The 24,299-nt window shown below is 33.8% G+C and carries 26 protein-coding genes, 1 pseudogene, 1 riboswitch and 1 other annotated feature; of the genes and pseudogenes, 6 read left to right on the forward strand and 21 right to left on the reverse strand.

Annotated elements, in window-relative coordinates; all coding sequences use genetic code 11:
• Positions 1 to 33 precede the first annotated feature (33 nt).
• From QQS35_RS17860 to QQS35_RS17885, 6 genes and pseudogenes are all read right to left on the reverse strand, one after another.
• Positions 34 to 1,317: a Gfo/Idh/MocA family oxidoreductase gene (locus tag QQS35_RS17860; RefSeq protein WP_285933589.1), complete on the reverse strand. Its 1,284-nt coding sequence runs from the start codon at positions 1,315 to 1,317 to the stop codon at positions 34 to 36.
• Positions 1,318 to 1,355: 38 nt separating this feature from the next.
• Entirely contained in the window at positions 1,356 to 3,689 is a 2,334-nt protein-coding gene (locus QQS35_RS17865) for an AraC family transcriptional regulator (protein WP_285933590.1), read from the reverse strand.
• Between the two features lie 238 nt (positions 3,690 to 3,927).
• Positions 3,928 to 4,794 (reverse strand): carbohydrate ABC transporter permease, encoded by an 867-nt coding sequence (locus tag QQS35_RS17870; protein WP_285933810.1) that lies wholly within the window; start codon positions 4,792 to 4,794, stop codon positions 3,928 to 3,930.
• Positions 4,795 to 4,899: 105 nt separating this feature from the next.
• Positions 4,900 to 5,802 (reverse strand): ABC transporter permease, encoded by a 903-nt coding sequence (locus QQS35_RS17875; RefSeq protein ID WP_285933811.1) that lies wholly within the window; start codon positions 5,800 to 5,802, stop codon positions 4,900 to 4,902.
• A 149-nt stretch (positions 5,803 to 5,951) separates the two neighbouring features.
• Positions 5,952 to 7,436, reverse strand: a complete 1,485-nt coding sequence (locus tag QQS35_RS17880) for an extracellular solute-binding protein (RefSeq protein WP_407933991.1) — start codon at positions 7,434 to 7,436, stop codon at positions 5,952 to 5,954.
• Positions 7,437 to 7,670: 234 nt separating this feature from the next.
• A pseudogene (locus QQS35_RS17885) lies at positions 7,671 to 9,103 on the reverse strand (exo-rhamnogalacturonan lyase family protein); the annotation flags it as partial.
• A gap of 213 nt (positions 9,104 to 9,316) precedes the next feature.
• Here QQS35_RS17885 and QQS35_RS17890 point away from each other — a divergent pair.
• A complete protein-coding gene (locus QQS35_RS17890) occupies positions 9,317 to 10,429 on the forward strand; it encodes a hypothetical protein (RefSeq protein WP_285933592.1) in 1,113 nt (370 codons plus the stop codon).
• 108 nt (positions 10,430 to 10,537) lie between these two features.
• Here QQS35_RS17890 and QQS35_RS17895 read toward each other — a convergent pair whose 3' ends face one another.
• Positions 10,538 to 10,711, reverse strand: a complete 174-nt coding sequence (locus QQS35_RS17895; RefSeq protein WP_285933593.1) for a DnaJ-like cysteine-rich domain-containing protein — start codon at positions 10,709 to 10,711, stop codon at positions 10,538 to 10,540.
• 499 nt (positions 10,712 to 11,210) lie between these two features.
• Between QQS35_RS17895 and QQS35_RS17900 the strand changes: the two genes are divergently transcribed.
• Both QQS35_RS17900 and QQS35_RS17905 read left to right on the forward strand, forming a co-directional pair.
• Positions 11,211 to 11,552, forward strand: a complete 342-nt coding sequence (locus QQS35_RS17900; RefSeq protein WP_285933594.1) for a DMT family transporter — start codon at positions 11,211 to 11,213, stop codon at positions 11,550 to 11,552.
• Positions 11,552 to 11,863 carry a DMT family transporter gene (locus tag QQS35_RS17905; protein WP_285933595.1) on the forward strand — a complete coding sequence of 104 codons (312 nt, stop codon included), beginning with the start codon at positions 11,552 to 11,554 and terminating at the stop codon, positions 11,861 to 11,863. The genes QQS35_RS17900 and QQS35_RS17905 overlap by 1 nt, the downstream gene beginning before the upstream one ends.
• Before the next feature lie 71 nt (positions 11,864 to 11,934).
• Here the strand turns inward: QQS35_RS17905 and QQS35_RS17910 are convergent, their stop codons facing one another.
• Positions 11,935 to 12,399 carry a UPF0158 family protein gene (locus QQS35_RS17910; RefSeq protein ID WP_285933596.1) on the reverse strand — a complete coding sequence of 155 codons (465 nt, stop codon included), beginning with the start codon at positions 12,397 to 12,399 and terminating at the stop codon, positions 11,935 to 11,937.
• A 488-nt stretch (positions 12,400 to 12,887) separates the two neighbouring features.
• Positions 12,888 to 13,079, reverse strand: a complete 192-nt coding sequence (locus QQS35_RS17915) for a hypothetical protein (RefSeq protein ID WP_285933597.1) — start codon at positions 13,077 to 13,079, stop codon at positions 12,888 to 12,890.
• Between the two features lie 341 nt (positions 13,080 to 13,420).
• Between QQS35_RS17915 and QQS35_RS17920 the strand changes: the two genes are divergently transcribed.
• Positions 13,421 to 13,651, forward strand: a complete 231-nt coding sequence (locus tag QQS35_RS17920) for a hypothetical protein (RefSeq protein ID WP_285933598.1) — start codon at positions 13,421 to 13,423, stop codon at positions 13,649 to 13,651.
• A gap of 251 nt (positions 13,652 to 13,902) precedes the next feature.
• On the opposite strand, the gene QQS35_RS17925 is transcribed toward QQS35_RS17920, so the two are convergent.
• From QQS35_RS17925 to QQS35_RS17940, 4 genes are all read right to left on the reverse strand, one after another.
• A complete protein-coding gene (locus tag QQS35_RS17925; protein WP_285933599.1) occupies positions 13,903 to 14,079 on the reverse strand; it encodes an aspartyl-phosphate phosphatase Spo0E family protein in 177 nt (58 codons plus the stop codon).
• A 36-nt stretch (positions 14,080 to 14,115) separates the two neighbouring features.
• Positions 14,116 to 14,201, reverse strand: a riboswitch (cyclic di-GMP riboswitch).
• A gap of 230 nt (positions 14,202 to 14,431) precedes the next feature.
• Positions 14,432 to 14,890 carry a hypothetical protein gene (locus QQS35_RS17930; RefSeq protein WP_285933600.1) on the reverse strand — a complete coding sequence of 153 codons (459 nt, stop codon included), beginning with the start codon at positions 14,888 to 14,890 and terminating at the stop codon, positions 14,432 to 14,434.
• Between the two features lie 279 nt (positions 14,891 to 15,169).
• The gene (locus QQS35_RS17935) at positions 15,170 to 15,511 is read right to left on the reverse strand and encodes a GNAT family N-acetyltransferase (RefSeq protein ID WP_285933601.1); all 342 of its coding nucleotides are present in this window, start codon (positions 15,509 to 15,511) and stop codon (positions 15,170 to 15,172) included.
• A complete protein-coding gene (locus QQS35_RS17940; RefSeq protein ID WP_285933602.1) occupies positions 15,468 to 15,665 on the reverse strand; it encodes a hypothetical protein in 198 nt (65 codons plus the stop codon). The genes QQS35_RS17935 and QQS35_RS17940 overlap by 44 nt, the downstream gene beginning before the upstream one ends.
• Positions 15,666 to 15,769: 104 nt before the next feature.
• Here QQS35_RS17940 and QQS35_RS17945 point away from each other — a divergent pair, with 104 nt between their 5' ends.
• Positions 15,770 to 16,180, forward strand: coding sequence for a GNAT family N-acetyltransferase (locus tag QQS35_RS17945; protein ID WP_285933603.1), 411 nt, complete (start codon positions 15,770 to 15,772; stop codon positions 16,178 to 16,180).
• A 281-nt stretch (positions 16,181 to 16,461) separates the two neighbouring features.
• Here QQS35_RS17945 and QQS35_RS17950 read toward each other — a convergent pair whose 3' ends face one another.
• Positions 16,462 to 16,557, reverse strand: a complete 96-nt coding sequence (locus tag QQS35_RS17950) for a putative holin-like toxin (RefSeq protein ID WP_285933604.1) — start codon at positions 16,555 to 16,557, stop codon at positions 16,462 to 16,464.
• Between the two features lie 303 nt (positions 16,558 to 16,860).
• On the opposite strand from QQS35_RS17950, the gene QQS35_RS17955 reads away from it, so the two are divergent.
• Positions 16,861 to 17,595 carry a phosphatase PAP2 family protein gene (locus QQS35_RS17955; RefSeq protein WP_285933605.1) on the forward strand — a complete coding sequence of 245 codons (735 nt, stop codon included), beginning with the start codon at positions 16,861 to 16,863 and terminating at the stop codon, positions 17,593 to 17,595.
• A gap of 154 nt (positions 17,596 to 17,749) precedes the next feature.
• Here the strand turns inward: QQS35_RS17955 and QQS35_RS17960 are convergent, their stop codons facing one another.
• The 7 genes from QQS35_RS17960 to QQS35_RS17990 form a co-directional block, all read right to left on the reverse strand.
• Positions 17,750 to 18,181: an NUDIX domain-containing protein gene (locus tag QQS35_RS17960; protein WP_285933606.1), complete on the reverse strand. Its 432-nt coding sequence runs from the start codon at positions 18,179 to 18,181 to the stop codon at positions 17,750 to 17,752.
• Positions 18,182 to 18,291: 110 nt separating this feature from the next.
• Positions 18,292 to 19,056 (reverse strand): GNAT family N-acetyltransferase, encoded by a 765-nt coding sequence (locus QQS35_RS17965; RefSeq protein ID WP_285933607.1) that lies wholly within the window; start codon positions 19,054 to 19,056, stop codon positions 18,292 to 18,294.
• A gap of 118 nt (positions 19,057 to 19,174) precedes the next feature.
• Entirely contained in the window at positions 19,175 to 20,404 is a 1,230-nt protein-coding gene (locus QQS35_RS17970) for an MFS transporter (protein ID WP_285933608.1), read from the reverse strand.
• 84 nt (positions 20,405 to 20,488) lie between these two features.
• Positions 20,489 to 20,743, reverse strand: a binding site (T-box leader).
• A 72-nt stretch (positions 20,744 to 20,815) separates the two neighbouring features.
• Complete coding sequence (gene abc-f / locus QQS35_RS17975; RefSeq protein WP_285933609.1) at positions 20,816 to 22,450, reverse strand: ribosomal protection-like ABC-F family protein; 1,635 nt, start codon at positions 22,448 to 22,450, stop codon at positions 20,816 to 20,818.
• A 381-nt stretch (positions 22,451 to 22,831) separates the two neighbouring features.
• Positions 22,832 to 23,383 carry a GNAT family N-acetyltransferase gene (locus QQS35_RS17980; RefSeq protein WP_285933610.1) on the reverse strand — a complete coding sequence of 184 codons (552 nt, stop codon included), beginning with the start codon at positions 23,381 to 23,383 and terminating at the stop codon, positions 22,832 to 22,834.
• A gap of 39 nt (positions 23,384 to 23,422) precedes the next feature.
• Positions 23,423 to 23,863 (reverse strand): FosM family fosfomycin resistance protein, encoded by a 441-nt coding sequence (gene fosM, locus QQS35_RS17985; protein ID WP_407933980.1) that lies wholly within the window; start codon positions 23,861 to 23,863, stop codon positions 23,423 to 23,425.
• Positions 23,864 to 23,877: 14 nt separating this feature from the next.
• Positions 23,878 to 24,240 carry a nuclear transport factor 2 family protein gene (locus QQS35_RS17990; protein WP_285933611.1) on the reverse strand — a complete coding sequence of 121 codons (363 nt, stop codon included), beginning with the start codon at positions 24,238 to 24,240 and terminating at the stop codon, positions 23,878 to 23,880.
• Positions 24,241 to 24,299: the final 59 nt, after the last annotated feature.

Here is a 24,299-nt window from a genome sequence, read left to right on the forward strand (position 1 = left end):
TATTGTTAAAATACTTATTTACTAACACTATTTTTACAACTTCACTAAATCATCAACTTTGATTGCCTGACCCGTTTGAATGGAAAGGTTTCCTGCTATACCGGTAAGAATAGACATCGCTCCATCTACGTGTGTTGCTGCTCGATTAAATTCATCCTTGGTCGGTGTGCCAAATAAATCTTGTAATAAGACAGGATCTCCACCACCGTGACCACCTTCTCCTTCCAAAACCTTAACCTCATAAGCCTTACCGAACATTGGTAATACCGTTATTGATTTTTCCATAACTTTACCTTCATCCTCTTTATTTCCACCTGAATTGACATATGATTGTTCTCGGATACGGACTTCGATTCTTCCTTTTGTTCCATTAAAAGCAATAATGTATCCTTCCCATGGTAAATAGGCATTTAACGAATAGTTTAAAATAGCCTTGTTTTTATAAGTAACCATAACGCCCAATGTGTCTTCAATACTTATTCCATCTCCAAATACACTTTGGTCACGCTGGTAGCCATCTTCTTTCTCAGCATCTAAATACATCGACTTTAAATGCTCGTTCTCATCCAAATGTATCGCAAAAGGATCATTTTTAGCATGGTCACTTCCATGTGCCCGTTGATAAAATTTAGTTACCCCTCTTGACTCCGCGTTTTCTCTACCATAGAATCTTAGACCACCTGTAGCATAAACAGTTTCAGGGGTTGTTCCTAACCAAAAATTCACTAAATCAAAATGATGCGTTGATTTATGAACCAATAACCCTCCACTATTTCGTTTGTCTCTATGCCAGCGCCGGAAATAATCTGCTCCATGCTGTGTATCTAATGCCCATTCAAAATGGACAGAATTGACTGTTCCGATTACATCATTTTTTATTAACTCTCTTATTTTCGTATTATGTGGCGCGTATCGATAATTAAAAGCAACCCGAACTTCTCGACCTGTTTTATTAATTGTATCAATGATAGATTGGCATTTTTCTGCATCTATCGTCATCGGCTTTTCTGTAACAACATCACATCCTAATTCCAATGCCCTTATAATGTAGGTGTGATGAGTACGATCAACTGATGTAACGATAACTGTGTCCGGTTTCTCAGTAGCAATCATTTCATCAAAATCTGCGTACGCATACGTAGCTATTTTTGAATGTTGATATTTTTCTTCTAATAAATGATTCGCATAATTCATCCTTGTTTGATTTAAATCACAAAATGCAACTAGCTCACATGTCTCTTTAAAGTCTCGAACGATGGCACCATAGAAAAATTCAGCTCTTCCGCCTGTCCCAACTAACACATATTTTTTTGTCATTATCAACAACTCCTCTATTCTATTTTATGATGTTTTTTTCATCCGGATGATTCCATTTTCCGATACTGACTTGGTGGAACACCAACCTGTTTTTTGAATATGCGATTAAAATAACTGTGCCGGTATCCAACACTTTCAGAAATATCAGCAATTTTCATGTTCGTATTTAATAGCAATTCCTTCGCTTTATCAATTCGTACATTTGTTAAATAATCAATAAAATTAATGTTTAATACTTTTTTAAATGATTTACTTAATGTGTATGGATTTGTATTGACCATTTCAGCACATTCTTCTAAAGAGGTATCTAACATATAATGTTGGTCAATGTAAGCAACGACATGTTCAACCAGACGTTTCATCTCTACATCCATTCTTCCTTCTAATAACTCCACGTATGGTGTTACTACTTTTTCAACCATCCACTTAACAATCCATTCTAATTCTCTTATATCCGAGAGCTCTTCTATCATATTCTTTCCTTCAAACAATTCATTCGGATGGATACCAGAATGAATTATCTCATGTTGAATCATGCTAAACAGTTGAATAATTCCAGGTTGTATATTAATTTCATGGATATCTGTTTCCTTCAATTCATTTATAAATTGACGAATTAACTGTTCTGATTCTAATACCTTCCCTCTTCTTATCGCTTGGATAATCTCCTTTTCTGTCTCAAAGGGATAGAAAAATTTATGATCGTTATCCTCACCATTCCATTCGGTTAAATTAATAATTTGGTTTTTATTTTCAAACGTACGATACCTTTTTCCATAACTCACTTTTTCAAATAAATGAGGAATCTGTTTGACCTTGTCAATAGACTCACTTATCGTGACCGTTACCTTCAATTCTAAGATTCTATTAATTATGGAAGTAGCGCCCTCAGCAAAGTGATTTAATCTCATTTTCAATTTTGATTCTTGCGGGGTTACAATAAGTAATCCTACGGATAGGTCATGGTAATTAACGACAGTGAATTGCTCAAAATAATCTTTTGCATATTCCTCTAATATATTTTCAAGCGTAAAGGTAACAAGACTCTCATCATTGTCCTTGAGTACTTTTTCAGATTCAAAAACACCCGTTAACTGAACATCAACCAATAAGAACTGCTGATGATTAAGTTGCCATCCATAACTTTGCATCCTCGAGCGCAACTCTAGTTCTGAGTAATTGTACAAATAGCCTTTTCTTAGCTGTAATAGAAAACTTTGTTTTAATTGTGGAATTTGAGCAGATAATTGTTTTTGAAGCTTCTGACTTTCATTTGTCACCTTGGTCCAATTTTCTTTAATAATTTCAAATTCATCTTTATTATTTTGAAAAGGTAAACTTTGTTCATCTTCAACAAATACATGTAATAACTTTCTTATCGGAGTATAAATTCTTGTTGATGCAAACCATGACATGATAAAACCTAGAATAAGACCGGAAAAACTTATCACCAAAATTAATTTTGAAATAAACACAATTGGAGAAGTAATCGATGAAATTGGTGCAACGGAAACATATGTCCAATTGTCTCTAATTCGATGCATCGTCCCATAAGATACTGAGTATGTTTCTTGTTCCCAGTCAAATGAAAAAGAGCCAGTAGCTTCCTCTTGGTTGATTGTCATTTCTTTCACTTGGGAAATAAATGCATCATTTTTATTCGTCGTCGATGAAATTAATACTTCTTCATTTTCATTCAACAAGAAAGTAGCACCTTCATTATATGGAATTAACGTCTCCATCAATTGAATTAATTTTGTGTTATCTATCGTAATAATAATACTCCCAAACGGTGGTCGACTAACACCTGGTATATTGTGTGATAATGCTAATTTTTCGGAATTATCTTCATTGCCTTGATTCGTAAATTTATTCCAACTAACCGTTTTGTTATTTGTAAGAATGGATTGATAAAACGCTTGTTTCATCTGATCTTCTATAAGACTATAATTAGGATTTAATAGAATAGGTTTATCTGTATTTAGGTAAAGTTCCACTTTTTCAATTAAAGGATTACTACCCTGAATAATCATTAGTTTTTTACTAATATCCCGGGTTTCTTGGAATTCCTTAATAAAATCTAATTCTACTAAAGAATAATTAAATCGAGGATCAAATGCCCAATAAGATAAGGAAACCTCTAGGTATTCCAGTTGATCATCAATATTTTCAGCTTTATCTTTAATTTGTTTTTCATGAGATTCTGTCAACTCCTCTTCTACTTGACCTACCCCAAACCAATACAGACCTATTCCTGATACAATCCCAGGTATCGAAACAACTAGTAATATGAGAATAAAGTTACTCCGAAAATATTGACTTTTCCAACCATTCTTCATACTCTTATTCGGTAATTTTATTTTTTCAAACAAAATCTCACCAACCTTGTCTCCTCAATTATGATCGAAAGGCTTTTCGATTTTCTTTATTATTTATATAATGATTTTTAAAGCTTTCACCCTTAGAAAGCGGTTACATATATCATAACAAAGCGCAGCTCTTTTTGGTGTATGGAAGACAAGTTTATTTATTTTTCTGTTTTAATAATAGGAGCGTGAATATAGAACAATCCTACCATCTACAGCTTTCTTTCCACTAAATTTATGAAAGTTAACCCTTTACAGACCCTAGCAAAACTCCTTTAGCAAAGTGTTTTTGTAAAAATGGGTAGAAAACTAGAATTGGAATCGTAGCAACTACGATAACAGCCATTTTTAGAGATTCTTCTGGTGGTTCAGAAAGTAGCGTATCCATGTTTCCAAAGTCAACATTCGCTATCATGACTAATTGTTGTAGTAATAATTGGACAGGCCATTTGGAACTATCACTAATATATAGCAGCGCATTGAAGAAATCATTCCAATAAAATACCGCGTAAAACAAGGTGAATGTAGCAATAACCGGTTTAGATAAAGGTAAGATAATTCTCCAAAATATCCCGATTTCAGAACATCCATCAATTTTTGCTGCTTCTTCTAACTCATCCGGCATATTTTGGAAAAAGCTTTTAATAATGATTAAATAAAAGGGGTTAATCGCTACAGGCAATATTAATGCCCACAGGGAATCGAGTAGTCCCAAACTTTTAACAATCATATAAGTCGGTATCATCCCACCATTAAAAACCATCGTAAAGATTACTAAATTTAATAGAAGTGTCCTCCCAGTCAGACCTTTTCTGGAAAGAGGATAAGCCATTGTTAAAGATAGTGCTAAGCTAACAATCGTTCCTGCTATCGTGACAAATATTGATACACCAATACTTCTAATAAATGTATTCGTGGAGAAAATATATTTATACGCATCTAACGTAATATTTTCAGGTATTAGAAAGAATGCCCTACGAGCAAGCTCTGCTTCGGTGGCAAACGAGCCAGCAATCACATACACAAACGGTATAAAAGTTCCAATTGCTATCAACAATAGAAATAAATGATTAAATACGTCAAAAACTCTTCCAGCAGGAGTATTATGCATTTTATGCAACGTACTTCGACCTCCTCGTCATTGTTATTTGTTTTTGTTTACTGTGGATGTAAAATATGTTTCTTACAAAATGAATATCACAAAAAGATCAAAACTTTAAAATAAACCTTCTTCGCCAATTTTCTTTGCAAAGTAGTTCGTTCCATAAATCAAAATAATACCTACAACTGCCTTAAATAAGCCAACAGCTGCGCTATAACTAAATGCGCCTTGCGTAATACCCATAAAGTACACATACGTATCAAAGACATCAGCTACTTCACGGTTTAATGAGTTTGTCATTAGATATATCTGTTGGAACCCTTGATCGAGAAAGTTCCCTAGTCTTAGTATAAGTAGAATAATAATCGTACTCTTTAAAGCTGGTAAAGTAACATGCCACATCCTTCTGAACCTTCCTGCACCATCAACAATTGCAGCTTCATACTGCTCAGGACTGACACTAGCAAGAGCAGCTAAGAAAATAACCGTTCCCCAGCCTGTTTCTTTCCAAATAACTTGACCTATAATAACTGGCCTGAACCATTCCGGACTAGACAGGAAAGAAATCTCTTTTCCAGTAAAAAACGAAACAACTTCATTTATTACTCCACCACTGGTTGTTAAGAACACGTAAGAGATAGATGCAATAATTACCCATGACATGAAATGCGGTACATATACAAAAGTCTGAATCGACCGTTTGTATATTGTTATTCTAATTTCATTTATTAATAGTGATAGAATGATTGGTGCAGGAAAAAAGAATACAATGTCATACAATGCTAAAATTAATGTGTTCCGTAATAGTCTAAAGAAATCAGGATTGGAAAAAAAGTTTTTAAAGTGTTCTAGGCCAACCCAGTCACTTGCCCAAAATCCTAAAAACGGAGAATAATCCTTAAAGGCCATGAGTGTTCCCCACATTGGTAAATATTTAAATAATGCAAAATATATAATACCAGGCAGTAATAGCACATATAGAAACCTATCTTTTTTTAATCTTTCCCATAAAGTCATTTTGTTGATTGGTAAGGTGTGAACTTTGACGGACTGTTCTGTTTTGAGATTAGCCAATTACTTTCCCCCCTCGATTCTGCTTGACTCTTTCATAGATAGGATATAAGACAAATAGATTACAACCATTTGTCTTATATCCATTTTTAATATTATTGTATTTCCTCATATAGCTTATTGATTTCTTCGATATACTCGTCTCCACCAGATGTTTTCCAAAGCGTTTCTGCCTCATCCAGACCTTGTTCGTCGATTTGACCGACAATGTACTTAATTCGAGCATCTTTAATAATATTATCAAGCTGTTGACCACGCTGAGAGTAAACTTCAGAAATCAGCGGTTCTGCTGGATTAGCTACAGCGATATCTTCATTTGCAGCAATAACTTCTTTTTCTTTCATATCAAGTTCGGTTTGTTTTTCAACCAAAAATCTATCTTCAGGAATAAACATTAGTAATTGATTTAAATCTTGAAATTCATATAGTTTTTCCTGATCTGTTGTCATCACATATTCTCCGTCTTCGATTTCATAATGCAAACCTTCCACACCATTTGTTGCAAGTGTTTGACCTTCTTCTGTATTTAACTTATCTAAGAATTCAAGTACTTTTTTCAATTCTTCTTCTGTTTTAACCGCTGTTTTTGAAATAGCGAACAAGCCAGAATAACCTGTTGTTGGAAGGTTAAATAAACCATTTGGTCCTTCAACTGCTCCAAATACGTCTACCGCATCTTCCATAGATGGATCTGATTCAACCATTTTGTTTCTGTTCCGCGCTGCAGCATCTGCCACGTCAACAATTACTCCAGCTTTTCCATCTATAAATGCATCATGCCATTTTCCAGAATCCATTACAGCAAAGTCTTCATTCACCAATTCCTCATCATATAACTTTTTAAAGAAATCTAATGCTTCCCGATATTCGTCTGTCATAAAATGTGGTTGTAGATTACCCTCTTCATCTTCCCCCCATTTATTAGGAACACCAAACCACGTTTGCATAATATCCCATGGCCCATCGTATTCAGAAACAATCATACCTGTTGTATCATCTTGACCGTTACCGTCTGGATCATCTTCTGAAAATGCTTTTAATACGTTGTAGAAATCATCGATTGTTTCCGGAGTTTCTAGATTTAAGTTATTCAACCAATCCTGTCGGATCGTAACAGCCATTCTACCAAGTGGTCTTGCTCGGTAGATACCGTATATTTTACCGTCGATTGACGAATTATTTACTACAATATCATTCATTTGACTTAAGTTTTCATACTCACCGACATAATCTGTTAAATCCCAGAAAGCGCCATCTTCAACCGCCCCGATAAAGCTTGGAGATTTATCGGCAGCTAATAATATATGAGGCAATTCCCCAGAGGCCAAAGTGATGTTAAAACGTTCTTCATAGTTACTATTTGGTACAAACGTTATGTCTAGGTCAGTATTTGTATATTCCTCTAATGCTTGTAGTGCTGGACTATCATCTGTTGGTGGCTCTGGTGTATGCGCAGTAGTCATAATAGATATGTTATATGGATTGTCTCCACTTGTGTTACCATCATCTGACCCTGTTTCTTCATCACTACAACCAATCAATAAAACAACAAATAATAATGGCATACCCCATAACTTCATCAAAGACTTTCTATTCACAAAAAATTCCTCCCCTGTCTATTATTGACCTATTTACAAAACTTCTCTTCTAAAAAAGAACCCTTTGCACCACCCTCCTAGAATACTGTGTGATATTTGTTTTATTCGTAGGTGATACTCCAAATATAAAGCGCTTACATTTTTCATACAATATTCATTTTTTGTAATGTGTTTGAAACATTGTTAAACCCTTGTCACAATAGCTTTTTTTATTTTTCAATTAGCACTTTTTTGACTAATAACACTTTCTTGCATCTCCTCATCTGGAAGCATATCACCAATTAAATCTAAACAAAGAATCGTATTCAGACACTATTGTGAAATAGTATTTGTTGTTATCCATGGAATCTCAGTCAAATTAGACCAACTTTTCACTTCTCTTTCCTCAATAGGAAGTGGAGTATGACTTAATTCAGTTTTCAATAGTAAATTCCATGCAACTGTTGCTAATTCCTTGTTTTTTTTCCTTTTTGCACTGTATGCAACCATACCAGCTGCAAACATTGGCCATGAGAATAGTTTATTACTTAGAACATGATTACTTTGTTCTTTTTTCTCCTGATTACTTAAACAATAAAATTCACCATACTCAGCAATCATATCTTTCCATTGTTCATCTTCTAGAAGGTCTGCCATTTCCATCCATACTTGTGGCGCTCCAAAGGCAATCATCATATGATACCCACCATGTAATCCATCTCCCATATGGTATAAATGAGAAGTTTTAGGATCGTAACCAAAAGTTGGACCAGATAACAAACGGAATGGTAATTTTTTAAGTCTTCCATCCCTGTAATTATTTTATCTCTATATGCCTTATTTTCTGTTCGCTCCCACTCGTTCAGCCAATTCGAACAAAATGCTGCCCAATCAGGACCCACCCGTGTATGCGTAGGATATTGATCCTTAGGATAAAACTCTCTCATTGGGTCTAGATGAACGGTTGCTTTATCAGCATCTCGTACATCTGTTAGAACATCTCGTGTTCGCTCATCGGCCGTTAGAAAGTAATAGTATTTATGTAATCCAGCCATACTTATCCGAGCTTCTTTACACCCACAACCCCAATGCACAACATTGTGCCGTGAACCTAATCCAGCATATTCACCCGTATGGTAACAGTCTACTTCACTTGTATGGCGTGTCATTGCCTCCGCCATCGTAAATACATCTGAGTTGCCTGTTCTGAAAAAAGTATTCCATAACCAGATATTAGGGACTAATTCAGTATTTTGCCAAGCAAAACCGCCTAAATCATAACGCCATTGATGACGAACAGAATCATACGTATGCATGACATCCCCATAATTCCAGTACCCGTACCAGCTTCGTTGTTCTATTTCCTGTTTATAAAACTGAAATGCACGATCTAATTGTGGTTCTATAAATTTTGTAAACTTATTTTCATTGTTTGGTAAACTCCATATTCCGGTTGCTTTACTTTTGTAATAATAAGTGGGTTCGCACACAAGTAATGGCCTCTGTTGCCAATTATGTGATTTGTTTTTAATTTCAAGAGAAGTTGGTGGTTTAGCAAACGCAGTAATAAACACTTCACTAGTATTAGCAATCCCTTTTGCAATTGACCGCATTTCATCAAATCCCTCATATGCACTCAACACATGCGTATCATTGCTATAGTGTCGCAAAATGGAAGCGTTAGTAAAACATTACAATTAAATTTCTTATCCAGCAATTATACTTTTTTGCATTCCTAGGCAAAAAAAAAGAGTATTTCCAGTCACAATAGGAAAGCAATAAAATTTCACACCTCACATGAGACAATAGCATGAAGTTAAGTTATTCTAAAAGTAATCATAAATTCTCATATTCTAATGAAGTGATGAAAGGAGATGAATCAAGTGGGAGAACCATTAAAAGATATCTATCATGAACAGTTTTTTAAAACATTTGCCCAAAAGGTACATCAAGTCTATCCGGCTTTTAGTACAAATTCTTTTGTAGAGGATATTATGAATGAAGATTGGGAAAAGCTAGAGCTAAAAAAACGTATCCGTCATATTTCTATTACTCTCGGAAAGCATCTTCCAGCTAATTTTGAGGAAGCAATTGCGGTATTGTATCAAATTGATGAGACTTGTGTCGGATTCCCATATTTATTTTTCCCTGATTTTATTGAAGTATATGGCCAGAAGGAGGAACACTGGGAACTGTCCATGGCTGCATTGCAACGCTTCACTTCTAAATCCTCTTCTGAATTTGCGATTAGACCTTTTATACTTCTAGATCCTGAAAGAGCAATGAACCAGATGAAATCATGGGCCACACATTCCAATGAACATGTAAGAAGGTTAGCGAGTGAAGGGTGTCGCCCAAGTTTACCATGGGGACAAGCACTACCAATCTTTAAAAAAGATCCTACACCCCCGCTTTCTATTCTTGAAATATTGAAAAATGACCCTTCTCTATATGTGCGTAAAAGTGTTGCGAATAATCTAAACGATATCGCCAAGGACAATCCTTCAGTTGTGCTTGAAACAGCACGTCGATGGAAAGGTGTAACCCCCGGTACAGACTGGATAATTCGCCATGGTTGTCGGACATTAATTCGCCAGGCAAATCCAGAAGTACTAACGCTATTTGGCTATACCAAAATCAACAATCCTGAAGACTTATTTTCGGTTACATCTCTGTCTCTCAGTCCATCTCACGTCACTATTGGAGAGGCAAATGAACTAGAATACGAGCTTCATATTCGAGAGGGAGCCCACGTACATATTCGAATTGAGTATGGTATAGATTTTATAAAGTCTCGAGGAACAACTTCAAGAAAACTATTCCTACTATCTGACAGGGAAGTTCCTGGTGGAAGTACGATTAAAAAACAACGTAAACTAAACTGGAATGACTTATCGACACGAAAACATTACCCTGGCGAGCACAAAATAGTACTGCTCGTCAACGGTGTTGAGGTTGCTGAGGATATAGTTGAATTAAAAGCAAAAGATAATTGAAGAGAATAGAACGAAGAGAATTTAAAAACAGACCATAGCTAGTAGCTATGGTCTGTTAGTGTCAAAAGAAACCCCTATATTAAACCATATAATTACACTAATTCACTTTCAAGCTTTAAACTTTTTAAAAATCCCTACTTTTCCTTTACCCTCACAACTCTGACATGAAAGAACACCGTCACCACCGCAATTTTCACATTGATGAATTCCGTAATCAATTCCTTCTCCGGCACATTTTTTACACTTCATTAATCCTTCTCCGCTACAGCTCTTACACTTCATCTTTAAATTACCTCCTTTTCCTATTTTGGAGCAAAAAGATAAAACTAGAAGTGTTGATGGAAAAAGTCTGAGTAAAGACACTTTTATCTCAAAAAGCTCCTCCGCTTTAAATATATATTAGTAAAAGTCTACTTAATGCCTGAATCAAATTACATTTAGATTAAATATATATAACAATAGTACTAGGTAGCTTCTAGAAATTTTTATATATCCACCTTACAAAAGAAAACGTTTTCAAAAATACCTTAACGTTTGACTATTTTCTTAACAATTACTCTCTACCATTATTTAGCTAAATTTCAGTGATTCAATTATAACATGCATTTATATAGCTTCACACATAAGAAAACAGTTATTTTTTGTCCAGTATCACTTTTCCTTTATAATCCACCTCATGAGCTACCCTCCCTTGAATTTGAGCTTTCATCAAATAAAGTATTCTAATTCGTGTTAAAATAAAAAGATCTACGTCTACAGTTTGTTACAAGGAGTTAAAGAAATGAATAAATATTGGTTTTACGTTTTGTTAGCTGCTACTTTTGAAGTGTTTTGGGTAGCTGGTCTTAAACATTCAGAAAGTACTATAGAATGGGCGATGACGATTATAGCAATCATTGCTACTTTTTTCCTTTTACCAATTACGGCAAAATATTTACCGATTGGAACTGTTTATGCAGTATTTGCAGGTCTCGGAACTGTTGGAACTGTTTTAGTTGAAATGATTATTTATGGAGAAGCCTTCCATCTAGTGAAAATAATTTTGATTGGTACACTTTTAATTGGAGTAATTGGATTAAAGGTAGTATCTTCTGAGCCCCAGGAAAGTAAAGGTGTAGTTTAATGGCTTGGACAGCAGTAATTTTAGCAGGATGTTTTGAAGTCATCGGAGTAATTAATATTAAACGCTTAGCCATGAAAAAATGGGATGCGTTAATTTATTTAATTGTAACCTTTGGATTAAGTCTTTCTCTTTTAGCGTATGCTATGCAAACATTGCCAATGGGTACTGTTTACGGAGTTTGGACAGGAATTGGTACTGTTGGGTCCACCTTAATGGGAATGGTTTTGTACGGGGAACCAAAAGAATGGAAAAGAATTTTATTTATTGTCATGATACTAACATCTGCAGTTGGGTTAAAACTTTACTCTTAAGTTTGTTAAAATAAAACCACGCTAACCAAGAAGACCACCTCAATCGGTGGTCTTTTTGGACTTTGAATCTGTTATTTAACCTGTAAATTGTTTTTCTTACACAGTTCCATCGCGATATCTTTATAACATTGTTTTTGATAGGCATACCACGCGTCTTCTATTTCCATTTGAATCACACTATCTTTAAATTTTCGAAAAGCACCTTTCCCTTTGATTGCCTGAAATAACGTTTCTTGTTGCTCACTATTCGAAAGGCTATAACAAAAATTTTCCATCATATCATATTCATTAATATCCGATTTAGGAAGTAATTTTATATAGTTATCTTCATGTTCTATTACATCATAGGCTTGTTTTATCCCCTTTTGTTGCCAAACAGGTAAATGATCCAATGGCTTCTCATCTTCAGCCATTCTTAATGCTCGATCAGGTACCGATAATACTTCCCCAGATGAACAATTGATATATGTGTTCTCTTCTTCTAATTGGAATTGTAATCCATCTATAATATCTTCAAGTTTCACTTTTACAACCATGTTTTCCTCCTTTGAAAATAAACAAAATCGGCTAGTTATCTCATTAATTAAATAAGCCATAGTCAAACAACTTATTACGTTTATCTAACTAATCTAGTTTCTTTATATATCAAAAAAAGGCATAGTGCAAACCATGGCCTTTGGAAAATTACCGATTAATTCATTTATCATATCGTTCTAATTGATGATGAGCCAGTTAAACTTAGAAATTTCTAATGAAGTATTTTTAATATTTAGAAGTTTTTTTCTAGTTGGATGCATGTAATTTATTTATTTCTAAATCACTCTTGGAATCTTCATTACGCAGATCATCAATCTCCACATTGGTATTTCTTAGTTCTTTTAATATTACTAATTATTGTTATTACTTCAACTTGTCAACATTAATCATTTACACTTAGTAATATTGTTAATTTATTATCTACGATACATTATTAAGGAATAAGCTGCTTTTCCTAAAGTAAATAAAAGACAATTTAATTATTCAACTATATTTTTCTCATACCCAACAAAGCTACGAGCCCATTAAAAATAAGTACACATGAAAATAATAGAATAGCTAGGACTCCTACTAAAAAAGCTAAAGGTTCAAGCGGAGCTAACATGCCTTGCAATGGAACTTTGATAAGTGCAAAACCAGCAAGAATACAGCCTAAATATAAGATAGAAAAACCGTTCACATCCATCACCTCCTTGTGTTAATGTCTATTCTTAAAATTAGTTTTTATATCCAATAACTTTAATTAACTGGACTGGCCTCTCAGAAAAGTCAATGAATTAGCTGAAACGAATGCCGATTTTTTAACGAATTTTTAGAACGTACGAACAAACAGGAGGATAACCTATTAATTATAAGAAGACTCGATGTATTTATTATCCTTTAACAATAATAAGCGTATACGTTTGTTATGCACGTTGTACGTGGTTTTAGTTAAAGTGTTTCTTGTGTTAGAATTTCTAACAGTAAGATTGAAATCAATAATTAAAAAACTATCAGGAGGAGATTACGATCTCATTTGAAATGGCACCAAAAGGGAAAACTTGTAGACTAGTAGCAACCACAAAAGTAGAAGAGGATATTCACATTTCTGTTCTTCATAATGAAAAAGGGTTTGTTTACTTTAAACTAACTGAAACTAACGAACAATTGAATGACATTCAAGAATATATAAAAGAACTGCAGCCGAAGATTCTTTCAGGGGCGTATCATACGCAGTTAGTAGATATGGCAAAAGAAGAAGTATGTTGTTAACTAAAAAAACCCTCATAGGGGTTTTTTTAGTTAACAACAATTCAAGATATTTCATGATAAATTAACAGTCCACCCTTACTAAGCGGAACTGTTTTCACTTCCAGTAAACGCATACATCTATTTGGAATCAACATACTCTTCTCTTATCACTGACCTTTGCCAATCTAATTGGTCTTGTTCTTCTTTTTTTGAATCTGGTTTTTCGTTCTTAAGTGAATTAGTATCCTTCATTGCCATAAATATCCCTCCTACTAAAATTTATTCATCTTTCCATGCTGATTCAACTTTAGATCTAGAAATTGACTAATCTCGATTACTAATGGATCGTTCATACTACCAGTTCGAATTTTTGCTTTGTACATTAAATCTCGCAAGATAGAAATATCCTCATCAACTATTTTTAAGCAATTCTCATTACAAAAATCCAAATTACAGCCCTCCTTTTTCTATTTACGGAAGAATTATTCGATAACTGGCTGGCTTATTATACTTAAACTTAGCCCCTATAGCTTTGCGTCGCCATCTTTCAATGGCTTTGCCCTTTCGTCCAAATTGCAATTTGGAGTTAACCAGAGTGAATCTAAATAAATTATAACTAATTATCAGAATTTTTTCAATATTCAAGTTGCAAAATTCGACATTTTTTAAAAAATTTATTGAAATACTATGACTTATCTTTTTTGGGAGAGGTTTTATAGTGTATTTTGATAGAAGGATTAGAAATACAAGGGGTTAACCGGAGCATTAGTTTATTTCGCACTAATATTCTCCTATCTATACTTATGCATAGTTGGAATTTTTCCAACTGACTGTTAAATGTCCGATTGCCAATATGACTACAGCTCCACCTAACCAATAAGATTGGATCCAAATAGCAGTAAATCCAAATGTAGCAATCGGAAATACAGCTAAAGGAATTGGAATAAATAAAAATGGTTTCCACAACCAACTATAATCATGCCCATTGTTTATATACCTGATCCACAAGCAATAATAAACGATTAAACTCAATACAAGGAGGAGTACCCAAATGTTTACTTGTACATCTTGAAAACTTTCTTTTGATGATACAAGTACTGTTAAACAAAGGATTTGTCCAATTTTTTCTAAACTTATATAGAAAAACCCCACACTTGGTGCATCTACTGGAACATTTCTAGGTGGATACTTTATAAAAAACAAAATGCTTGGCATTAGCACAAGAATTCCAATTAACGTCCCTATTAATGAAAACCCCATTTTTTCCCTCCTAATACATCACTATATGTATTGCTCATAAAGAGATAAATCATCAATCATGATAGATTTATTTTATATGTATCTAGCTTTTACTTTCTATTTCTTGTTTTCATAATGAAGTGATTGGCCATCAATAGTCCTAATAAAGCACTCGCCAATGAAAGGATAACAAGATAGTTAGTTGGAATGGTGAAAATAAAATAAAATGGAAAAGTACTAATAGTTACTGTTAAAAAATAAACACTTTCCTAATCAAAAACTCCTTAAATATTTATTATATTAAAGAATCCTCGAATAACGTAAAGATACCTGCTTCTCGCCTGTTTCAGTTAATGTTATTTTACTTTTTTGAAATAGAAATCCTCTAGCTTCATAAAAGGGAATACCTCGTTGATTCCCTTCTTGTACTGACACCCACTGCTCCACTGCATTTTTATGTTTTTGGTCTTTAGTAAGTGCTTCGAATAACCGTCTCCCAATTCCTTTATATAGATACGCTTCATTAACATACAAGACAAACACTTCCCCAACACTCGGTTTAGTGATTACACCTCCAATGACTCCAACAACGTCTGAATTAAGCAGCGCGATATGGGGAATATAGACCCACATTATTGTCATTATAAACCCGTTCATATCGATACCACGTGTTAACATTTTTTTCTTGGTAATCTTTACTTAATTTCCCTTCTACTGTTTGTTTCCAACCTGTAGCACAAATGGTACTAATGGCTTCTGTATATTTTATATGCGGTTTAACGATAGATACATGCATAGCTCTACACCTCTTTTTTTATATTTTTAGCAAAATAATTTGAAATAGCGCCTAGTAAAAACCAAAAAATAATGGTAAAATTATCAAAATTAAAAAGGGGGATTATGATGGAAGTAAATGAAATAACTTATAAAGTAAATCTAGAAATAACAGCTAAAGACTTTTCTAATGTCTTTAAATCATCAGGCATTAAAAGACCTGTTGATGATTTGGAACGGTTGCAAAAAATGATAGATAATGCTGATATTCTAATTACAGCTTGGGATGCTGATAAACTGGTTGGAGTAGCTCGTGCGATTACCGATTATAGTTATTGCTGTTATCTATCCGATTTGGCAGTGAACAGTAATTATCAAAGCAAAGGTATCGGGAGACAGCTTGTCCAATGGGTACAAAAAGAAATTGGTGATACGGTTACTTTATTACTTTTATCTGCGCCATCTGCAATGGACTATTACCCGAAAATTGGTTTTGAATCTATTGATAATGGATTTAAGATTTTAAGAAAATCTTAAAAAATATTTATACACTAGTGAATGGAACAAATGATGATGCAGTAGAACATCACCAATATTGGCAAGTGACTGTCTCATCAATAATAAAGAAAAGTGACGATAAAATTGGTATTATGAAATTGACTAAATTATGATATAATTTGATTAGAATTGAATATAACTATCGGAATAGACCACAGCTGGTAACTGTGGCCTGTTGATAAACGGTTCCCCCAGAGGGATCGGCTATCCACTGTTAGGATAGACCTCACCTAGTTAACTTGTTGGGTTTATAGGGAGGTCTATTTTTTATTGATTAGTGTTACAATCAATGCGAGTAATGCAATCATAAAGGTGCCAAAGCCAAACAGCACCATGAACATTTCATACATACCCATAGGCATCACCGCCTTTCACTTGGGGCTAGCCGACCTCTCCCTACAGAACGTTATCTTACTAGATTATATCATAGATTCAACCAAAGTAGAACATGTGTTCGTTTTTTGTTCTGCTTTTTTTTCAATCTATTAAATGAGATTCAGTGGACTTAGAGACAAGGTGATTGTCTCACAGTAAATCCATACAATATATCAAACTGTAACAATGATTTGTTATATACTTCACTTCGCATAAGTGCATAGATGTATTATTAGTAGGGCAAAATGTGTCCATATACATATTATTACCTTAGGAGTGTATAAATGGACAAGCAACTCATAAAGAAATTAAGTATTCCAATTATCGTACTATTAATTGGACTTGGGATAATAAGTTTATTCACCTATATTTTCGTTGAATTAGGAGAAGATTTACTCGCTCATGAAATTCAACTATTTGATTCGTCTATTATAGAATTCTTAAAAACACTCGAAACAGATACACTGGACCAAATCATGATTTTCATAACAGAACTGGGTTCTGTTTGGTTTCTGACCACTATGTCTATTTTTGTTGTTTTAGCTCTCTGGTTTAAAGCAAAAGATAAATGGGGCATTACTGCATTTATTGTAGCAATCGCAGGTGGTGGAACAATTACCAAAGTATTAAAACATCATTATGATAGAGGCAGACCATCCATAAATCCTGAAATTGATGCAGTTGGATACAGCTTTCCAAGTGGGCATTCCATGGGTTCTCTTATTTTTTATGGTTTTGCTATTTATTTAGTTGCAAAGAGTAAACGATCAAAACCTGTGAAGTGGTGTTTTGCAATCCTAGCCAGTTTTCTAATATTTCTTATCGGAACTAGTCGAGCTTATTTAGGAGCACACTTTCCGAGTGATGTGTTTGCTGGTTTTTTAGCTGGTTTCGTATGGATGACTCTTTGCATATTGGCATTAGAATGGGCGGAATGGCGTACCAAATATCATATACGTCCATTTAGAGCAATCCGCAATCTCTTTGTTCAGCGATTTCACGATAATCCTGAGAAATAACACCTATATTATGGAATTTTACCATGCTGCGTTGATTAACGTATAAGGTGTAAGGGCAAAAAAGTTCTTGATTACTTATAGAGCGGAAAATTAATGTGAATTTTTTATATGAGTTCTTTTGTATAATTCAAAAGGAATTAGCAATTTATTGAATCTACTGTATTAGCTCCAATAAGCCTTTTGGAACAAGTTTTAATTTACCATTTTGAAATTCAGTTATAGGTTTCCACCACAATGTGAATATTGTTCCATCATCTTCTTTGCCTTCTAAGGAATCCGCTTTATAGATCAAATTGTCAACGAATTTAGCATCATAGACGATAACAATCTCATGGCCTACATCATCGTTGTATGTAAAAATATTTTCAATTGTTCCTAAATATTTAAGATCAACAATTTCTTCCTCTATTTCTTCATGAATCTCTCTAATTAAGGCATCAGAACTTAACTCCCCATATTCGATACCTCCACCAATTGGACGATAGTAGTATTCATTCTTTACGGTATCATAACCTTCAGCAACAAGGATAGAATTATTATTACTAAAAATACAAATAACCAAAGGTCTTATTATCCCTTTTTTCATAAAAGCCTCCCAAATACTATCTGAATTTAGATAAAGAATATTTTTTATGCACCATCCCCTTTTAGAAAAGGCTTCAATTCCATGATGCACGTACTAACAGTTCAAAGTTATTAACTTTTGATGTTAAATTTTTGACTTTTTAATAGTTGTACAAATTTGTTTTTTGTTTCAGGATGATATGTAATAATTTCACCATCCAATATGACAGTAAATACTCCAAATGGTGTCGGAGATATTTTCTGGGCCCGTTCATAATTATCTAATTCAATCACATTCACTTCCATGTCACATTCATCAGCAGCCAGCTTTAAGTTTATTAAGGCATCTTGTGTAAATGGACATTGATCAGATTTAAATACAGTAATTCCTTTACAATATTCCTTTGCAGTTTCTTGCCAATCATAAAAACTTGGCAATGACTCATCCTTAAAGTTCAAAGCCATTAACTCAAATACTCCAATTTTATCTACAAGGTTAAATTCCTTTTTTTCGAAAAACATCCTACTTGGCAACCAGCCCTTATCACTGGTTACGATAACAACTCCAGATAGATTTAACTTCTTAGCCTCTTGGATGCATTCTTGCAAAAGCTTACTACCGAATCCTTTTTCCTTATTTTTTCCGACTACCCAAAAACAATGAATAACCATATATTCTTTTGCATTTATTGCTCTCCAAGTAGATTTACCGGGGATATATTCAATAAATCCTTTCTGACGTCCATCCTCTTCAATAATTTTTACTCTTAAACCTTCTTGAAATCTTTTCTTTAGCCACTTAAGTTTATTTTGATAACCATTTGACTTGGGTTTACTTCTCATACAAAAAAATCCATACTTATCTACATTGTCAACATTTACATCAATTATTTTCAACATCAATCCCCCTACCTTCTGAGAAATTTTATTCGTTTAGATGAAATTATTTTAACATAAAATTCCATATGTTTTTCTTATATTTATATATAATTTGTGACTAATTCTATTCAATTACTTAACTAGGATTGTAGTAGCTTCTCTTCGTTGGTTGAATATTAAATCCGAATAGTATTAGTGTTAATAACAGCATTAAAATTGCACCAGAGACAACAACAAACTGAATTGATAATAATTGAGCTGTGATTGCAAAGATACAGGTTACAACTATAACCATGAGAGCTTCCAAAAAACCGTAAATACTTCCAATCCGTCCCATTACTTCTACCGGGATATTGTTTTGATAAAAAGTATAAAAACCAGTATTTGCGAAAGCAAGGGAAAAAGCTAATGTGAATACACCTAAAGAAGCAATAAAAAAATTATTAGAAAGCGAGAAAATAATATATCCTACTGATACCATTACGGATCCGATTCCAATAAGTAAGGAAACTACCAACTTTTTTGTAAATAATACATTCATTAAAGATCCTAGGAGAATCCCTGCCCCTGCAATACTAACAAGAAAACCATATTCTCCATCTGAAAGAGAAATAACTTCTTTCGAGAATGCAACTTCAAGTGAGTCAATAGCGGTTTGCATGACGATGAAGCCAATAAACAGCAAATAAACTGTCATGATATACATAAACTGACGGCTAAACTGTAGTACTATTTTTAGGTCTCGCATGATTAGCTTTAACGATATTTTTTGAGCTGGTGAATCGATACGCTTCTTTTCAACATTTGGCATGAATAATGTAACTAGCGCAGAAAGATAAAAAGCTATTGCATTAACGAAAATGGCATAAATGGGTGTACCGATTATAAATAGTACACCTGTAATCGCTGGTCCAAGTAAAAAAGCACCAGAATCAAGTAAACTTCTCAATGAGTTGAACTTTTGTCTTTGTTCAATTGGTATTAATCGTGTGATATAGCTAACTGAAGTTGGATCATATAGGGATGAAGCAATATTGATTAAAAATACATACGAATAAATAACCCACAACACATTCGTGGAATATGCTAAGCAAGTAATGAGAATACCCTGTACAATATCTAATCCAACCATAAGGTACTTTTTATTGATGCGATCGATTACACTTCCACCCCATAAATTTGTAAATAATGTTGCAAGTGGCTTAATAATATATAGAATCGCCACTGCAATTGGAGAATCAGTCATATTAAAAACAATTAGATTTAATGCAAGAAAATAAATCCACGTTCCAATTGTAGAAATTCCTATACCGAATAATAAAATAGATGGATACTTCCAAGTAGCAACTATCGTTTTCAAATTCATTTTAAACCCTCCATTAGTTTGAATGTTTTAATCACATCATCATATTTGAACAAACAAAAAAATCTCACCCCCAAGACTTTACGTCTTGAGGACGAGATTATTAATCATCGTGTTGCCACCTCAGTTTATTAATATGTCACCATATTAACCTTGTCAGGTACGGCAATAAATGCTTATACCTTAGCTCTATAACAGGAGCTCCTGTTACATCATCCCTTTTTAAAGTTCCGATGTAATGCTCAGAGGTTTGTTTCAATAAACTTATTCTTACTCCTTTTCAGCCAACGGAGCTCTCTTGTTAAGAATGTATTTATCTACTCTTCTCTTCATTGCCTTTAAATATTGTTAATTATAATATCATCAGTAACATTAGATGTAAACAATATTTTTCGATATACTTGTTATCCTTCATTACACTAGTTCATTTATTTGGTTTGTAAGTTCTTTAAATTTTTTATCGAGTGCTGCGTACCCTTTATCATTTGGTGTCAAAAAGCTAAGCTTTCCTAATACTTCTTGTCTTTCAGTTTCAAGCCTTAAACGTAACTCATCCTGATTATTATTTCTAGTTGGAGATACTTCTTGCAAATGCTTCTGTATCCCTTCATTTGAAATAACTAATTTGCTGCTTGTAGTTTTATCGAGAAAATACCGATCATGTGAAACAACGAGCAACGTTCCATTGTATACTGCTAATGTATTTTCCAGTTGTTCACGTGAAGGTAAATCTAGATGATTCGTCGGCTCATCTAATAGGAGCACATCTTTCTCTTCAAGTATATAAACCATTAATTTACATTTGATTCGCTCACCCATGCTCATATTCCTGATAGGCTGTGACCATTGCAAGACATCAAAACCTAAATGCTTCATTAAATTTTGAACCTTACCTCTTGCTTCAAATGTTTCTTTAAAAAATAATTGCTCAGGTGATTTTTCTAGTGGTAGATCAAACACTTCTTGTGTTAAATAGCCAATATTAGCAGATGGTGACATCCATACTTCACCTTCAGCTGTTTCTTCACCTACGATAATATTTACTAATGTTGTTTTCCCACTACCATTTGGCCCGATAATCGCAATCTTCTCTCCATGCTGAATTGTGAAATTAGCGTCTTTAAATAAGGTTCGTTTGTCAAAAGCTTTTGTTAGATTCTTCACTTCTAAAAATCGTCTACCAACTTTTTTGTTTGCTTGCATCGAAAAGTTTACCGTATATTCAGGCTCTACAGGCTTAGCCTTTGTCTTTTCCAGCTCTTTTTCTAGACGCTTCTGTTTTGATTTCACTTGTGCATCTGTACGTTTAGCTTTTACACGGTAGTATTCTTTATATCCTTCCTTCTTCGTTGATTGGGAATGCGCTTTGTTCGACCATGACGTAAGTTCTTTCATTTGACCCTCAATTTGACCAATCATTTTTTGTTGTTTGTCATATTCTCGTTGTTGACTGCGTCTTTTCTGTTTGCGATCCTCCATATAACTCGAATAATTCCCTTTGTGTTCTATCAGCTTACTACCTTCCATCGACCATATTTTTGTCGCAACAATATCTAACAAATACCGATCATGTGAAACCAAAATAACTGTACCAGTAAGTTGTTTCAATTGTTCAATAAGAAGGTCTTTACTTTCCTCATCTAGATGGTTAGTCGGTTCGTCTAATAGTAAAAGTTGTGCTTCCTTTGCAAACCCATTTGCAAGGCGTGCTTTCAATCTTTCTCCACCACTAAACTTAGAAAAGTCGTAGCTTGGTACATCCCATTTTTTTAATAAAGTCGATTCTAAGGCAGATGTTTCTACAGAAGAAAAAGCTTCTGTTTCTTGTTCAACTAAAACAATCTTAACATCTTCTTCTATCCATTCTATTTTACCTTTTGACGGCACTAACTCTTTGTTAATTAATTGAAGCAATGTGGATTTACCAGCACCATTTTTCCCAATAACTCCAATAATATCTCTTTCTTGCACACTAGCATTTACGTCTTCGAAAATATCTATATCGTTTATATTAAAGCTAATATTTCTCAATTTAAATAGTTCTCTCATATAATCATTCCCTCTCTTAAAAGGGAGAATCCAATCCTCCGACATACCAGTAGTATTTCTTGAAACAACATGCCTGAGGTTTTAGACAATAAAAAATCCTCCCAGTTGCTTTTGGAAGGATTAGTCGTGTGTTTACATTCTCAAATAAGCTATTTTTAATAGCTCTACAAGTTATAGAAAATGGGCAGACTAATCCTATTTCGCTGATTTGAAATATGCAATTCCAAATGTTAAAAATAAGATTAGTTAATCATTGTCCACCCATCATCCCTTCTTTGTTTATTGAAGTTAGTATAGCATAAGTCTGTGTTAGAGGAAAAGAAAATACTGAAATCTTAACACGCAATCGCAAAAACTTGCTAAGGTGAATTATACGATTACCTATTCTGTTTCAGTGAATCTACCCATTAAAATAGTATTATAATAGTTCCCATCTGATAGAATCTTGTCCTTTTTTAGGATACCTTCTACTTCAAAACCATACTTCTTATATAATTTTATCGCCTTATCGTTGGTTTCCAGCACACGTAACGTCATTTTTTTCATTGCATTTGAATCTGCCCAGATTATAAATTCCTTTAATAAAGCTTTTCCGATACCATAACCCCAGTAATCTTTTAACACACATACTCCAAATTCAACTTTATGAGAAGTTCTTTGTAACTTGCTGCCTTCACACCTTGAAAAACCTACAATTTTATCATGAACTACAGCAACTAAGAACAAGTTACTTCTACTTTGGGTATCATCTTGTATTAATCGTTTAAAACCCTCTTCATCTATATAACCTTCACCTTTTTCCCTATCTAAATTTTCAGTTTCTCCGTCTATTTGTAATCTAATATGGCTAAGTTGTTCTGCGTCTGATTCTAATGCAGATCTTATAATAAAATCTAGTTTATTACTATCAAGTATTTTTTGATTAATCAACATCACAATCAGCTCCAGTTCCTAAATAAGACAAGTTGACCTTTAATCAAACAATTCGATATGCGGCTTTTCTTGTTTGTAGTAATTCAAACGCTCTTTTAAATTACCTGTGTGAAATTCAAACTTGTGTCCATCTGGGTCAATAAAGTAAATAGACTTTTTATCTTTTTCATCTCTTGGGCGGCCTGGCAGGATGTGGACATTCAATTTAATTAGCTTCTCATACATTTCGTCAAAGTCAGCTTCTTCAATTGAAAAAGCTATGTGTGTATAGGATTGATTCATCTCATTACGGGGTATATCCTTCTCTTCATTAAGTGCAAGCCACATACCATTCAAATCAAAGTATGCAGTTGTTTTCCCTTTTGCTAATAATTTCGCATCAAATACATTTGTATAAAATAGTATTGAATTTTCTAAATTGGAAACAGAAAACAAAAAATGATTAAGGCCTTTTATCGACACATCACTCACCTCACTCATAAATCATTCTATTATTAATTCGACTTAACTACAGTTCCTTGGTGAAAAAATAGTTGCCATCTATCATCTTTAAACTTCCAAATCGAGCTTCGAAGAGTCTCCTGTTCACGTGTTACATCTATAACTTTGTATGTAGTTAATATAATGTCAGAGGATAACCCACAGGTCTCAAAATCATGGATTGACATGTCTCTTACTTCTACTCCGTGGTCACTAACACAATCCTTTTTATAATAAATATTTCCTGAACTTCCTATTTCAAAAAAGTCATCTGCCAATAGCTTTTCAAGTTCTTGACTAGATGTACGAATTTCTGGTTTTAAGTGACTTTCTTCTAATTCTTTCAACCGTAGTTTTAGTTCTTCATCAATTATCATTGTCTTTATCAACTACCTTTCTATAAGATGTCTAACTTCAACAAATTTCACTTATCCAT

It is taken from the genome of Aquibacillus rhizosphaerae (assembly GCF_030282825.1).
Classification (GTDB): Bacteria; Bacillota; Bacilli; order Bacillales; family Amphibacillaceae; genus Aquibacillus_C; species Aquibacillus_C rhizosphaerae.